This is a genomic window from Acinetobacter sp. 766875, from assembly GCF_000582055.1.
Taxonomy (GTDB): domain Bacteria; phylum Pseudomonadota; class Gammaproteobacteria; order Pseudomonadales; family Moraxellaceae; genus Acinetobacter; species Acinetobacter nosocomialis.
This window is the reverse complement of sequence record NZ_JEXX01000002.1, coordinates 138467-153683: the sequence shown is the minus strand read 5'-3', so window position 1 is coordinate 153683 and position 15217 is coordinate 138467. Positions and strand designations below refer to the sequence as shown.

Genomic DNA, 15217 nt, shown 5'->3' with positions numbered 1-15217 from the left:
TACATAGCAAAATAATCAGGACTTCAATATGAATACCGCAATTTTAAATCCATCTATGCAACAGGTAAGTACTCCATTTATTGCCCCAAAATTATTCACAGCTAAACGCTTGGTCAATACAAAGAATATGACTCAATCTGACTGGCTTGAAGTTCGTCGCCAAGGTATTGGCAGTAGTGATTGTGCAGCAGCCTGTGGATTGAATCCCTATATGTCGATGCTCGAACTTTGGATGATCAAGACAGGACGAGTCAAACAATCGATTGAAGATGAAAGTTCAGGTATCGCGCCACTCTATTGGGGTAAGCAGCTAGAACCATTGGTGGCTGAGTACTACAGCATGCATACCAATAACAAGGTACGCAGAATCAATGCAGTGTTTCAGCATCCAGATCCTGATAAGCATTTTATGCTTGCCAATCTGGATTACTCCGTTGTGGGTAGCAATGAAGTCCAAATTCTGGAATGCAAAACAGCAGGTGAGTACGGCGCAAAACTTTGGCGAGATGGAGTACCTTTATACGTACTGTGTCAGGTGCAGCATCAACTTGCAGTGACAGGCAAACGAGCAGCACATGTTTGTGTGCTGATCTGTGGGCATGAAACCAAAATTTTCAAAGTGACGCGCTCCGAATCCGTGATCAAACATATCATCAATGCCGAACGTTACTTCTGGGAGTGTGTGGAAAAAGATACACCACCTGATGTAGATGCCAGTGAATCGGCAGCTAAAGCCATACAGCAGCTCTATCCACAACATATTCCGTTGACTGTTGAAGACTTGAGTCATAACGAACAAGCCAATCAATTGTTTGCTCAACTGATCCAGGAAAAACTTCAGATTGAAAAACATCAAAACAACTTTGATGAAACTAAGCATCAAATCCAGATGTTGATGAGGGATGCTGAACGAGCAACCTTTGCCACTGGTTCAGTGACGTGGAAGAAATCCAAAGATTCAATCAGTTTAGACAGCAAAGCCTTACTCAAACTTCATCCTGAAATGCTTGAGCAGTTTCCACAAAGTAAAGCTGGGACGCGACGTTTTCAGATTTATACCGATGACTGAATCCATCACATCGATATTTCCAATCTTCCAAAAAGCGCAAAAACCACCCCGATCCACCGACTCCCGAAGGAGCGGTGGACTAAATGGCGGTCTTTGCATTTCATCTGATCTTTAAACGGTTTTGTATTTGCTTACATAACAAAGGGTCAACAGTAAAATTTTATTTAGAGGAAAATTATCATGATTAAAGGTTTAGCAATCACACCACCGATCCTTGGACGTATCAGTATTGGTAAAGTTGTTGAAAAGAACGGTAAACGACTGCCTGAAAAGGATGACCAATTTACCATTACCAGTCAAATCCAAAGCAAAGAGGGGTGGATCAAACATCCGCTTGATGAGCAATTACGCAGTAAAGCACCGAATCAAAAACTCCGTACCATTCCAGTACGGATGATCTTCAATGATCCTGAACTGAATCTGAGAGCTGAGTACACTTTATTTGACCGACAAACAGGACGGCCTGTCTGTGTAGGTAATGGTGAAACCTGCCAGCGACTCACCAATCAGGGTGTTGAGCAGCACCCATGCCCTTCACCAGACTTATGCTCATTGGCACAAGGAGGAAACTGCAAGCCCTATGGACGTTTACATGTCAATTTGGATGAAAGTGATGAACTCGGTACATTCATTTTTAGAACCACAGGTTTTAATAGTATTCGGACCTTGGCGGCTAGACTGAGTTATTACCATGCTGCATCCTATGGTTTACTTTCTTGCCTGCCACTACAACTGACACTTCGAGGTAAGTCCACCACACAAAGCTATCGTACCCCTGTGTATTACGTGGACTTAACACTCAGGGAGGGAGTTAATCTTCAACAAGCGATTCAGATGGCGAAAGACATTGATCAACAGGGTAAGCAGAGCGGCTTTAATCAATCAGCGTTAGATCATACAGCAAGGCAGGGTTTTGCCAATGCACAGTTTGAAGTCAACAGCGAAGAAGGGTTAGATTTAGTGGAGGAGTTTTATAGTGATGAAAATCAAAAGGGAGACGTTGAACAAGCACAGTCTGTAACCACAGCGAGAACCAAGGCAATGTCTAAGCCGAATCAAGGTGAGGGTTTTGTGCAGGATATGCAGAAGGGCTTGCAGGGGAGTGTGAGGGCGGTGAATTGAGGGTTACTGGATAGCAAGGGGTGCAAGCCCCTTATTTTTAATAAATTGATTAAATTGAGATTGTTATAAATGAATTTGAAATATAATTGGTCACTCTAGTTCATAATCAAAAAATCATTTATTGGGCACCTAATGAAAAATAACTTTGTACATCAGCTTCGGACATTACCAGAGATTTTTGAGGGGAATTTTTTTTGTATCCCAGACTATCAGCGAGGGTATGCATGGGATGAAAAGCAGATTGATGAATTATTGAAAGATATTGATCATCTTCTTTTAGATACTTCAGCCGTTAGGCACTATACAGGTACACTTGTTTTATCACTGAATAAAGATCAGTCTAATCAATATCATATTGTAGATGGTCAACAGCGGTTAACTACCTTGGTTATTTTTTTAAAATGTATTTCTCTATTTGCTGATAGAGAGGACAAAGAGAGTATTGGCACCAAATATTTAAAGCGTGGTGATATTGGTAATGATCAGTTTGTTTTGAAGTTGAATTTAGATACTAATAAATTTTTTGAGAAAGTTATTTTATCTGATCGTAATTTAGAAAATTGCCCTATTACATTAGAGTCACACGAACGACTATTGAATGCTCATGATTTGATCCATAAATGGTTGACTCAAAAAACTTCTTCAGGAGTTCTTATTACGCAGATTTTAAATGTTTTAGAAGAGCGTTTAGGGTTTTTAGTTTATTCGCCAGTTGAAGATGCTGAAACTGGTATCATGTTTGAAGTGATTAACAATCGAGGTAAACAACTCAGTGAATTGGAAAAAGTCAAAAACTATTTAATTTATTGTTCAATTAAGCTATCTGCTTTTTCATTGCGGGATGATATTACTGAACATTGGTCTGATATTTTACAATCACTAAATAAAGCGAAAAAAACATCACCAAATGAAGAGAGTTCATTTTTAAGATATTGTTTGGTTGTATTTTTTAAAATGAATAAAACGGATAGCCAGTATGGGTATGATGTTCTTAAGGAAAGAATAAAAATAGATCAATGTTTGCAGTCCAGTGAAAAGAAAAATCAAACAATAACCAAACTACAAGATTTTATTCAATTTTTAAAATTATCTGCAAAATGGTACGAACATCTTTATGCCCCTAATTATGTTGGGCTTGATAAAGCTATTCAACCACTAATTGAAAACATTCGTGCTCAGAATGTTCATGCTTCAATTATGCCCTTGTTTTTAGCATTGGTACTCAAAAATAAAGGTAAGGGTGAGATGCTTGAACGGCATTTACAATTATTAGAAACGTTAAATTTTAGAGTTTATATCGCTAACGGCATGACATTTAGAAAAGATACAGGTCAGGGTGACTTATACCAGTATGCGAGTAGGTACTACTATGGGAATTTGTTAAACAGTTTTATTGCAGAGGAGAATAGAGTAGTTGGAAAAACAACACTAACAAATGATGACCAAGCATTGGAATATTTACTGGTTAGTTTTACTCAAAATCTTGCGCATGATGGTTGGTTCGAAGCCTCATTTTATTTGGATGGTAAGAGTTCTTTTGATTTTTATGGGTGGAGAGGACTTCGCTACTTCTTAATGAACTATGAATCTTCTTTACAACCTAATAAGACTATTAATATAGATAAGATTTTAAAGAGTAGATCATCTGGTAAAACCAATGATTATTTGTCGGTAGAGCATTTGTGGGCGACAGAGAATAGAAATTTTGAGGGACAAAATTGTAGAGAAGTTGATCGTTATCAAAAAAGAAGACTTGGAAATTTCGTTTTACTTGAACTCCGTTTAAATATTCAAGGTACTAATGATGATGCATGGATTAAAGCAGATCGATATCTTGAAGGGTTTGAACAAGAAGCTCCAACAGATTTATATCATGTACGACTAGCAGGAAAAAGTGTTCGGAAAACCTTTAACACTATGAGTGATGTCAAGAAAACCATTAATTATTATTCTGATTTTTATAGTGAAATTATTGGTGAACAGGAAGAGCGTTACATTAAGTTTGCGATGAAAAGATGGTCATTAAAGGGGTATATTGGTTATAAAAAACATCACGAAGAATTGGAAAATTAAATATTTTTTTGCAGTACGATAAAAAGTGCAAAATATATTTGCATTAATAAAAGAAGAAACGTATAGTGATTTCATGCAGTAAAAAGCTCAGTACGAGCTCTACTGCATGATTTGAAAAGTTGAGATTTGGCGATCAGATAACTTTTCAAAACAAAACTCGCTAATCACAGGAGACTTTGTTAAACAGATTATATCTGAAAAATAACAAAGTACTCCAAGTTTATTAAAAGGAAAGACTATGGAGACAAAACTAAAAAATATTGCTGAGATATATACAGGGTTTACGCAACGCCCCCCTGAAAAATCAGTAAATGCTTTTGATTTAAAAACGATTCAAATTAAAGATTTAACCAAAGATCAAGTGGTGATTTCAAAAGATCAATGGTCGGAACTTGAATGGGCTTACGACTCAAAACCTCAATATTTGAAATACAACTCAATTATTGTGGTCGCTCGTGGGGAACCAAGAGCCTACGTTTTTAAAGGACAAGAGTCTGATCGAGTTGCTGTGAGTAATCAATTTATCGTTGTAAATTTAAAGGTTGATGAAATTAAACCCGAATTTTTAGCTTGGTACTTTAATCATTCACAAGCAATGCGATCTTATTTTGAAATGAATAGTCGAGGATCATTGCTCATGATGCTCAGTATTTCGACCTTAAAAGAAGCTGAAATAGTTATTCCCTCTATGTTTCAACAAGAAGAGATTCTTCGACTTGTCGAAAAAGCACACAATGAAGCTTTAATATTCAAACAATTGACAGCTTTAAGAGCTGAATACAATCAAGCGAAGAGCGAACAAATTTTAATGCAAGCCAAAGTGGCGCAATAAACCGAATTTTTGAATTGGAGAATTGAAATGACAAATGAAGTAAATCAACACCCACAGCATTCTAAACTTGTTGGACTAGTTTGGAGTATTGCCAATATTATTCGTGGACCTTACCGCCCACCGCAGTACCGTCGTGTGATGTTGCCATTAATTGTATTAGGGCGTTTTGATGCGATTCTTGCACCTTATGCAGATGAAATGAAAGCATGCTATGAAAAAGCTGTGGCGAATTTGCAAGATAAAACCCCGAATGTCTTTTTACAAAAGCAGTTGAGCCAAATTGCGGATAAAGATCGTAAGCAAAATCTTTATAACATCAGTGGTTTTAATCTACAAAAACTGTTGGATGATCCAGATCAATTTACGGCAAATTTAACAAAATACATTGATGGTTTTTCACCTAAAGCGAAGGATATCTTTGCCAAGTTTGAATTTGCTAAAGAAATTGAAAAACTTGATGATGCAAACCGTTTATATAAAGTCTTCCAAGAGTTCCGTAATGGTTTGGTTGAATCAGGTTTAAGCCTTGCGCCTAGTAGCGTGAGTAATCTACAAATGGGCTACCTATTTGAAGAGTTAGTACGTAAGTTTAATGAACAGGCAAATGAGGAAGCAGGGGATCACTTTACGCCTCGTGAAGTGATTGAGTTGATGGTGAACTTAATCTTTGAAGAAGATCAGGATGAGCTTGTTAAGGCAGGGGTACATCGTAGTATTTATGACCCAACGGCGGGGACGGGCGGGATGTTGTCTGAGTCTGAAAAATTTCTCAAGAAATACAATGACAAGATTAGCCTTGATATGTATGGACAGGAGTACAATCCTGAATCATATGCTATCTGTTGTTCTGACTTATTGATTAAAGATGAACCTGCTGAAAACATTGTGTATGGCGATACGCTTGGTGTGAAAAATGCCAAGGAAAAAGATGGTTATGTTCCGCGTGATGGTCATGCAGATAAAGACTTCCACTATATGTTCTCAAATCCTCCTTTTGGTGTGGAATGGAAAAACCAAAAAGAATTTATTGATGAGGAAGAGAAACAGGGCTTTTCAGGTCGCTTTGGTGCAGGCTTGCCACGTATCAATGATGGATCATTGTTGTTCGCTCAACACATGATTTCTAAAATGAAGCCTTCGCCTGAAAATGGTGGGGAAGGTTCACGTATTGCCGTAGTATTTAATGGTTCACCATTATTTACAGGTGATGCAGGCAGTGGTGAAAGTAATATTCGTCGTTGGATTATCGAAAATGATTGGCTTGAAGCGATTATCGCTTTACCTGATCAGATGTTCTATAACACAGGTATTTATACTTATATCTGGATTATTTCGAACAAAAAATCTGAACAGCGTAAAGGCAAAGTGCAGTTGATAGATGGTACAGCACATTATCAGAAAATGGCGAAGAGCTTAGGCAACAAGCGTCATGAATTGTCTAAAGATCATATTGCTGAACTGACTAAGTTTTATTCGAAATTTAAAGATCAAGACACGAGTGCATTGATTCAAACCAAAGCTGGTGAAGCGAAGGTGTGTTCGAAGATTTTCAATAATCAAGATTTTGGTTATTTGAAGCTGACTGTAGAACGTCCTTTACGTTTAAACTTTAAAATTTCTGCTGACCGTATTGCTTTGTTGGATGATCAATCTGCCTTTGCAAGCTTAGCCAAGAGTAAGAAAGTAAAAGATACTGCTGAAATCTCGAAAGAAGAGCAAGCAGGTCGTTTACAACAGGACGCGATTAAAGAGGTTCTTACTGAAAAAATTTCTGATCAAGTCTGGAAGAACCGTGATGCATTCTTAAAAGTACTTGATCCAATTTTAAAAGGATTAACCTTTAAGCTTGGCGCACCTGTGAAGAAAGCGATTTTGGAAGCATTGTCTGAACGTGACCAAACTGCGGATGTGTGTAAAGACAGCAAAGGGAATATTGAACCAGATACGCAATTGCGTGATACGGAACTTGTTTCATTCCCTGACAATTTGACTTTACCTTTGCCTGTGAATTATGACAAAGAGCCTGACTTGTCTAAGTTATTGCCATTGGTTACAGCGCATTGCGAAGCTTATTTAAAAGCGGAAGTTTTACCGCATGTGGCTGATGCGTGGATTGACTATAGTAAAACTAAAGTCGGTTATGAAATTCCAATTAACCGTCATTTCTACGTATATGAGCCACCACGTCCTTTAGAGGAGATTAAGTCTGAGATTGTTCAGCTTGAGCAGGAGATTATGCAGATGTTAGGAGGTTTGTCTGCATGAGTCAGTTACCACGTTACGAAAGTTATAAGGATAGTGGCGTGCAATGGTTAGGGGAAATCCCTAGCCATTGGGCTATTGTACGATTAGATCAAGGTTGTGAAATTGTTAGAGGTAATACAGGATTTTCTAAAGCTGATTTATTAGAAGAGGGGCAATACGTAGCATTGCAATATGGTAAAACTTATAAAGTAGATGAAATAAATAATACTTTTTCTTCTTATGTAAATGAAGAGTTTTATAAGTTGAGTCAAATCGCAATGTATGGTGATACGGTTCTTATCTCAACTTCGGAAACGATAGAGGATTTAGGTCATTCATGTTTTTATGCCCGTCAAGATATTGGTCTAATAGGTGGTGAACAGTTTTTACTAAAAGTTAATCAGGAAGAACAGTTAGGCAAGTATCTGTATTATTTATCAAAAGCATTTTCTGGTTATCTGCGTAAATATGCTACGGGCACAAAAGTTTATAGATTTAATACAGATCATCTTAAAAAAATTTATATTCCACAAATACCATTTAACGAGCAAAAAGTTATTGCAGATTTTTTAGATAAACGCCTTGCCCAAGTTGATGCTTTAATCGCTAAGCAAGAAACTCTATTGGAAAAATTGGCTGAACAACGTGTGGCTTTGATTTCTCATGCGGTGACTAAGGGTTTAAATCCTGATGTGGAGATGAAAGAGAGTGGTATTAGTTGGTTTAAGCAAATACCTAAATCTTGGGATGTAAAACAATTAAAGTTTGTTATTACTAAAATTCAAACGGGGTCTACTCCTCCTAGTGCTGTGCCTGAATATTATAGTAATGATGATATTGTTTGGTATGGACCTGCTGATTTTACAGATGAAAATTATATTTTAAATGAATCAGTTAAAAAGATTAGCGCATTAGCATTAGAAGATAAAGTCGTAAAACCAATGCCGAAAGGATCGATTATGATGATTGGTATTGGCGCTACTTTAGGAAAAGTCGCGATTACTAATGTTGATTGTACAACCAATCAGCAAATTAACTCTTTGATTCCTATCGAAGATGTTAATGCTAAGTATTTGATGTATCAATTAAATTCTTTGAGAGATATAGTCAAATTATTATCTAGTGCTTCAACTTTAGGCATTATTAATCAGGAAAAAACGAAATGTTTGAAAATCATTGTGCCAAGTCTAAATGATCAAAATGAAATTGTTGAATTTTTGGATAAAGAGCTTAATGAAATTTCAGCGGTTAAAAAATCAGTTGAACAAACCATTAATAAGTTAAAAGAATATCGCTCGACTCTAATCACCCAAGTGGTGACAGGGAAAATCGATGTTCGAAATCTTAAAGTAAACTAAAAAACATTGGGTCATATTTTTTTGGGGGAAATGCCATGCATAGCGAATATTATTTTGAACAAGCTATTGAACAAAGTTTAACAACGGATGGCGGTTATGTAAAAGGTAACCCAAAAGATTATGACCCAAGAATTGCTTTATTTCCCAAAGATGTCGTTGCCTTTATTCAAGCAACACAACCCAAGACTTGGGAAAAAATCTATAACTCATGTAAAGAAGAAACAGCAAATCGTATTGTTAATGATTTAGCACATGCCTTAGATACTGAAGGCGCATTATCGGTTTTACGCCAAGGCTTTAAATGCTTCGGTAAAAAAATCAAAATGGCATATTTTGCACCCAATACCAGCATCAATAAAACCACTCAAGAACAATATGATGCAAATGTACTTAAATGTACACGTCAGCTCCATACAGAATTTAATGAAATCCCAGATATGGTGCTTTCACTCAATGGTATTCCATTGATCACGCTTGAACTTAAAAATGAGTTTTCAGCATCAGGCTGGAATGTGGAAGATGCCAAAATTCAATTTAAAAAAGATCGCAATGCCAAAGGACGTTTATTTGAATTTAAAAAACGTACCTTAGTTCATTTTGCCGTGGATACTTGTGAAGTGTATATGACCACGAAGTTGGATGGAGACAATACGTTTTTTCTACCCTTCAACAAAGGTTATTTAAATGGTAAGGGTAATCCACCTGTAGAAGGTGATGTACGCACGCATTATCTGTGGACTGAAACTTTAGCGCGTCATAGCTTTATGGAAATTTTTGCGCGCTACATGCATTTGAGTGTAGAAAGCAAAAAAATTAAAACTGAGAATGGTTTTCGATATATCGAAAAAGAAACCATGATTTTCCCACGTTACCACCAATTAGATGCTGTGCGTAAACTCACAAAACACAGTAAAGCCAATGGTTCAGGTCATAACTACTTAATTCAGCATTCAGCAGGTTCAGGCAAATCAAACACCATTGCTTGGCTCGCACATCAATTGGCATCCATGCACAATGCAGATGATCAGAAAATTTTTAATTCTATTATTGTGATTACTGACCGTATTGTACTTGATCGTCAGTTACAAGAAACCATTGCACAGTTTGAGCATAAAGATGGTGTGGTACAAAAGATTGATGAGAATACCCTACAGCTCACCAATGCCTTAGCTTCGAATGTACCTATCATTATTACCACAATTCAAAAATTTCCCTACATCATGCAATCTATTCGTACCCAAGCGAAAAAGGGAATTAAGGTTGATTTGAGTACAGAAGGCAAGAACTTCGCTGTTATTGTCGATGAAGCTCATAGCTCGCAAGGTGGGGAGACAGCACAGCAACTGAAGCAGATTCTAAATAAAGATGGGATTGAATCTGCAATTGCTCAAGAGTTTTTAGATGATGGCGATGAGGATGAAAGCGAACTCACTGATGACGTGAAAAAGCATTTATTTGCAGAAGCGTCAAAACGTAGTCGCCAACCTAATTTAAGTTTCTTTGCCTTTACCGCTACACCGAAATGGAAAACGCTCGCTTGCTTTGATGAAGCAGGTGATAACGGCGAAGCTCCGTTTCATCATTACAGTATGAAACAGGCAATTCAGGAAGGCTTCATTTTAGATGTATTGGCAAACTACACGACTTATGAACAGTACTTTAAATTAATCAAAATCGCTGACAATGATCCAGAACTTGCAAAAAATAAAACCAAAGCTTTAATGGCTCGTTTTGTTTCCATGCATCCAAGTGTGATCGCTCAGAAAGTAGAAATCATTGTCGAGCATTTTAGAACTGTGACGATGCATCGAATTGGTGGTCGTGCCAAAGCTATGGTTGTTACCAATTCTCGTGAGCAAGCGGTACGTTATAAACTTGCATTTGATGAATACATTAAAGAAAAAAAATATACAGGAATAAAGTCTTTAGTGGCTTTCTCTGGAAAACTAGAGGTTGATGGTACTGAATATACAGAACCTAAAATGAATGGTTTTAAAGAAACTGAATTACCTGATCAATTTGATACAGATGATTATCAAGTACTCTTGGTTGCTGAAAAATACCAAACAGGCTTTGATCAGCCTTTACTACACACCATGTTTGTAGATAAGAAGTTATCTGGAATCCAAGCAGTACAAACCTTATCGCGTTTGAACCGTTGTGCTTATGGTAAAGAAGATACTTTTGTATTGGACTTTGTGAATACCCATGAAGATATTTATAAAGCATTTAAGCCATTCTACGAGCTGACCAAACTTGGTGATATTCCAAATGAGCAAAAGTTAAATGAGCTTGGTCATACATTGGATCAATGGAAGTTTTACTTTGAAGTTGATTTAAATGAGTTTGCCAATATTTGGTTTAAGGATAGAAGCAAGCTAACAGGGCATGAACATAAGCAGTTGAATAGTATTATTGATCGTGCTGTTGATAAATATAAGAAAATTCAACCTGATGACCTTGTACATCAACAAGAGCAACAAAAGTTATTTAAGAGCCAATTGCAAAGCTATTTAAATCTATATCTATTTGTCTCACAAATCATGGACTTTACAGACTCAGAGCATGAGCAACGCTATGCCTATTTAAAAGCATTGTTGCAAAAATTGCCTAAAGGCTCTAAGGAAAATGAAGTTGATTTATCCAAAATTGTTGAACTCCAATTCTATCGATTGCAAAAGTTAAGTGAAAATAGTATTGATTTGGGGCATGGTGAAGCGAATGCTTTAAAAGGTTCAACGGATGTTGGAACAGGGCAGGCAGAATCTACGGATACTGTATCGCATCTGATTGATGAATTGAATGAGGCATTTGGTACTGATTTTACGGTAGCTGATCAATTGTTCTTTGATCAGGTTGAACAAGCAGCTATTGAAAATGAAGAGATAGTACAAGCGGTGAACGCAAATTCTCTAGACAGTTTTACAGAGTATTTATCTGGAAAGTTAATAGACCTTTTCCTTACGCGACTTGCAGGAAATGAGGAAGTTTGTAATAAAGTAATGAGTACGGAAGAATTACGCAAAAAAGTCGCTAAGCGATTGGCGAAGCATATTTATACTCGGACAAAAAAGAAAGCTTCAAAATAATTCTTATTAAAATTTCACGTCAAATTGTGCCGTGCTGTTATGAATGTTTATAGACAGTATTGCACAGTTAATTTATGTTAGCATAAGACAAGGTCAAATGGGCATAGAGGAGGGAATGTAATGTCAATGCGTATCGACACTAACACATTGAATTATTATGTTCAAAATGCCCAAATTTCTTTGAGTGTTTTAAGAACAAAAATTAATAATTTAGATCAATTTTTAAGTGGAGAAAAGCAGCCAACTTTTAATCAGTTATCTGAAATAGCAAAAAAAATTAATGTTCCGACAGGTCTTTTATTACTGAATAAAACTATTGATATTGACATCAAACGATTGGACTTCAGGACACTTGAGTCAGATTCAATCGATGAAGCAAGTGAAGAGTTAAGAGATACCATTGCAGAAATGGAGGTCAAACAGGAATTTTTGAAGAATGAAATTACTGAAACTTTAGATTTTGTGGGTCAATTCTCTATTGATTCCAATTTTCTAGAGGTAGCTAAACAAATACGTAATAAGCTAGAAATTCCTTTGTTTTTCCATAATCAAGCGGATAATCCATTAAATTATCTACGTGATAAGATTAATGGTATAGGCGTATTTGTTTTTTTTAATGGTAAAGTGAAAGACAATACACATCGTCCTCTAAGTGTGAAAGAATTTCGAGGGTTTGTATTACTTGACCATAAAGCACCTATAATTTTTATTAATCAGAAAGATACTAAGAATGGTCAACTCTTTACATTAGTGCATGAGTTAGTGCATATTTTTGTAGGTACTGAAGAAATATTTAACATTGTAGAGGCTGGCGATTACCAATTTGATCGAACTGAAGCATTTATAAATAAAGTAACAGCAGAAATTTTAGTTCCTCAAGAGATTTTCTTACAGCTTAATTCAACCGATAGTAATTTTTTAGCTAGAAAATTTAAAGTCAGTGAATTTGTAATTGTAAGAAGACTATTAGACTTAAATAAGATTACACGTGAAGAATACCTGAATCGTACTAGAGACCTAAAGGAAAACCTTGAACGTTTTTTACCGAATGAATCTAATGGTGGAAGTTATACTAATAATATTAGATTTAGAGTTGATAATAGATTTTTCAAATATGTAATGAATGCAGTAAATCATGATCGTATTTCATATACAGATGCATTTAATATTGTAGGTGTCGGTTTTAAAGGATATAAAATTTTGATGAATAGAGGTGGCAATGACTAAGTATTTATTGGACACTAATATTTATATCAATTTTTATGAAAGATATTATCAATTTGATTTTTTTCCAAGTTTTTGGGAGAAAATTAAAGTCATCATCAATTCACAAGTGGTACTTCCAGATATTGTTGTTAATGAACATTATCAAGATGAAAGTTTTAAAAAATGGCTTGAAGAAAACTTTACAGGAGCATCTTGTAAATACAAAGATTATGCTGATTTATGGGCTGAAGTTATCCAACATATTGCAACTCATGACTGTTATAGTGAGAAAGCCTTAACAAATGACAAAAGTTGGACACATGAAAAAATAGCAGATGGATGGTTGATCGCAATTGCAAAGAAAGATAATTTAGTGATTGTAACAAGTGAAACGAAAAATATTAGTTTAAATAAAAATCAACCTTCACAAAGCCCAAAAGTTCCTGATATTGCTAATGATCTTGGTATTCGCTGTATCAATATGAATACTTTTTTTCAAGAGATTGGCTTAAAAATTTAGAGATAATATTTCTATAATTTATTTATAAGTTAATTGAATGTGCTGGTTTAAAAATAGTTTTAGATTAAGTCAGAACTAATACAGTTTAGTTGAGTAAACTAATAATGAAATACCAACCGCCTTATACTATTACCTCAAAAATCATTCATCTGGTTGCGGAGATTAGTGAAAATATAGGGCGCTTGACTGTTTTAGAGGAAATCCAAAATAGTCTGAAACTACGCAAAGCTAATCGTATCCGTACCATTCAAGGCTCACTTGCGATTGAAGGGAACACTCTAAGTACCGAGCAGATCACGGCGATCTTAAATGGTAAGACAGTGATTGCACCTCCAAAAGAAGTACAGGAAGTGCGTAATGCCATTAAAGCCTATGAAGCCTTTCAGCAGTGGCAACCAAGCCAAGAAAAAGACCTATTACAAGCGCACCAAATTTTAATGACAGGCTTGATTGATGAAATTGGTCAATATCGTCATGGTGGCGTAGGCGTGATGTCAGGTGATCGAGTGGTACATATGGCTCCACCTGCAAATCAAATTAATCGACTGATGGTTGACTTACTTGATTGGTTAAATGATAGCGAAGTGCATCCTCTTATCCAAAGTTCAGTATTTCACTATGAGTTTGAATTCATTCATCCATTTGCGGATGGCAATGGTCGCATGGGAAGGCTATGGCAAACTTTAATATTAAGCAGATGGAATCCAATCTTTGCTAATATTCCTGTTGAGAGTTTGATCTATCAAAATCAAAAAGCCTACTATGAGGCTTTGCAAGTAAGTACAGTTCGTACTGATTCAGCCCCTTTTATAGAATTCATCTTACAGATGATTTTAGATGCAATCCTGAGTTCAAATGAGACCGCTCAAGCTAACGATCATGCTACCGCTCAAGCTGGCGATCATGTTCAACGTTTAATTTCAGCAATGAAGCAAGGAGACTATACTTTCGCTGAGTTGATGCAATTGGTCGGGTTGACTCATCGAGCAACGTTCCAAAAGAATTACTTGAATCCTGCCATAGAAGCTGGCTTGATTGAGCGTACTATTCCAGATAAACCGAAAAGTCCGAAACAAAAGTATAGATTAAAAAGATAACAATACTTTCAATTGTGGATAAATCCCCTATGGGTGCTTGTATATGAATTTGGATGACTCAGATGAATTTGGGACCTTCATCTTTAGAACCCCTGGCTTTAATAGTAACCGAACCTTGGCTACACGATTGAGTTACTACAGTGCAGCTTCAGGAGGCTTACTGTCGTGCCTACCATTGCAACTCACTTTAAGAGACAAAAGCACCACACAAAGCTATCGCCAACCTGTGTATTACGTGGATCTAACTTTACGGGAGGGTATTGGCCTGAATGATACCATTACTCAGGCCAAGCAAATTGATGAAAAGAGCAAGAAGGCTATATTTTTTTGATTTCTATAATATCACTTGATTCAATTAGCGATTGGATATTACCAAATAAACTTTGAATATAATCAGAGGCTATATGGATATCTAAATCCTCCCTGCTACGCCATTCTTCTAAGAAGAAATATCTACTCGAGTCATTTTCGCTAATATAAAGCTCATATTTCAAGCATCCTTCTTCTTGAAGCGTAGGCTCTATTACACTTTTTAAAAGCGCTTCTAACTTCTCTTTTTGATCTGATTTTGCCTTAAAGTTCGCAATTACTGAAATAGTCATTATTT

The 15217-nt window shown here is 36.2% G+C and carries 11 protein-coding genes and 1 pseudogene; 11 read left to right on the top strand and 1 reads right to left on the bottom strand.

The annotated features are described in order from the left end of the window. Positions 1–28 precede the first annotated feature (28 nt). The 11 genes and pseudogenes from J576_RS03195 to J576_RS03145 form a co-directional block, all read left to right on the top strand. Positions 29–1069 carry a YqaJ viral recombinase family nuclease gene (locus J576_RS03195; RefSeq protein ID WP_002050975.1) on the top strand — a complete coding sequence of 347 codons (1041 nt, stop codon included), beginning with the start codon at positions 29–31 and terminating at the stop codon, positions 1067–1069. A gap of 180 nt (positions 1070–1249) precedes the next feature. Then, positions 1250–2191, top strand: coding sequence for a recombination directionality factor (locus J576_RS03190; RefSeq protein ID WP_002050936.1), 942 nt, complete (start codon positions 1250–1252; stop codon positions 2189–2191). A 132-nt stretch (positions 2192–2323) separates the two neighbouring features. Then, on the top strand, positions 2324–4264 hold the full coding sequence (locus tag J576_RS03185; RefSeq protein WP_002050986.1) for a DUF262 domain-containing protein: 1941 nt from the start codon (positions 2324–2326) through the stop codon (positions 4262–4264). A 238-nt stretch (positions 4265–4502) separates the two neighbouring features. Then, on the top strand, positions 4503–5096 hold the full coding sequence (locus J576_RS03180) for a restriction endonuclease subunit S (RefSeq protein WP_002050981.1): 594 nt from the start codon (positions 4503–4505) through the stop codon (positions 5094–5096). A 27-nt stretch (positions 5097–5123) separates the two neighbouring features. Further along, complete coding sequence (locus J576_RS03175) at positions 5124–7361, top strand: type I restriction-modification system subunit M (protein ID WP_002050996.1); 2238 nt, start codon at positions 5124–5126, stop codon at positions 7359–7361. Further along, complete coding sequence (locus tag J576_RS03170) at positions 7358–8698, top strand: restriction endonuclease subunit S (protein ID WP_002050927.1); 1341 nt, start codon at positions 7358–7360, stop codon at positions 8696–8698. The genes J576_RS03175 and J576_RS03170 overlap by 4 nt, the downstream gene beginning before the upstream one ends. A gap of 35 nt (positions 8699–8733) precedes the next feature. Then, positions 8734–11787, top strand: coding sequence for a type I restriction endonuclease subunit R (locus tag J576_RS03165; RefSeq protein ID WP_002050926.1), 3054 nt, complete (start codon positions 8734–8736; stop codon positions 11785–11787). A gap of 120 nt (positions 11788–11907) precedes the next feature. Continuing rightward, positions 11908–13014, top strand: a complete 1107-nt coding sequence (locus J576_RS03160; protein ID WP_002050997.1) for an ImmA/IrrE family metallo-endopeptidase — start codon at positions 11908–11910, stop codon at positions 13012–13014. Beyond that, positions 13007–13513: a DUF4411 family protein gene (locus tag J576_RS03155; RefSeq protein WP_002050938.1), complete on the top strand. Its 507-nt coding sequence runs from the start codon at positions 13007–13009 to the stop codon at positions 13511–13513. Before J576_RS03160 ends, J576_RS03155 begins: the two co-directional genes overlap by 8 nt. Positions 13514–13617: 104 nt before the next feature. Continuing rightward, positions 13618–14610, top strand: coding sequence for a Fic family protein (locus tag J576_RS03150; RefSeq protein WP_002050993.1), 993 nt, complete (start codon positions 13618–13620; stop codon positions 14608–14610). A gap of 25 nt (positions 14611–14635) precedes the next feature. Next, positions 14636–14938 (top strand): annotated as a pseudogene (locus tag J576_RS03145) (recombination directionality factor); the annotation flags it as partial. Here the strand turns inward: J576_RS03145 and J576_RS03140 are convergent. Beyond that, positions 14928–15212 (bottom strand): putative quinol monooxygenase, encoded by a 285-nt coding sequence (locus tag J576_RS03140; RefSeq protein WP_002050931.1) that lies wholly within the window; start codon positions 15210–15212, stop codon positions 14928–14930. The pseudogene J576_RS03145 and the gene J576_RS03140 overlap by 11 nt on opposite strands. Between the last annotated feature and the right edge of the window lie 5 nt (positions 15213–15217).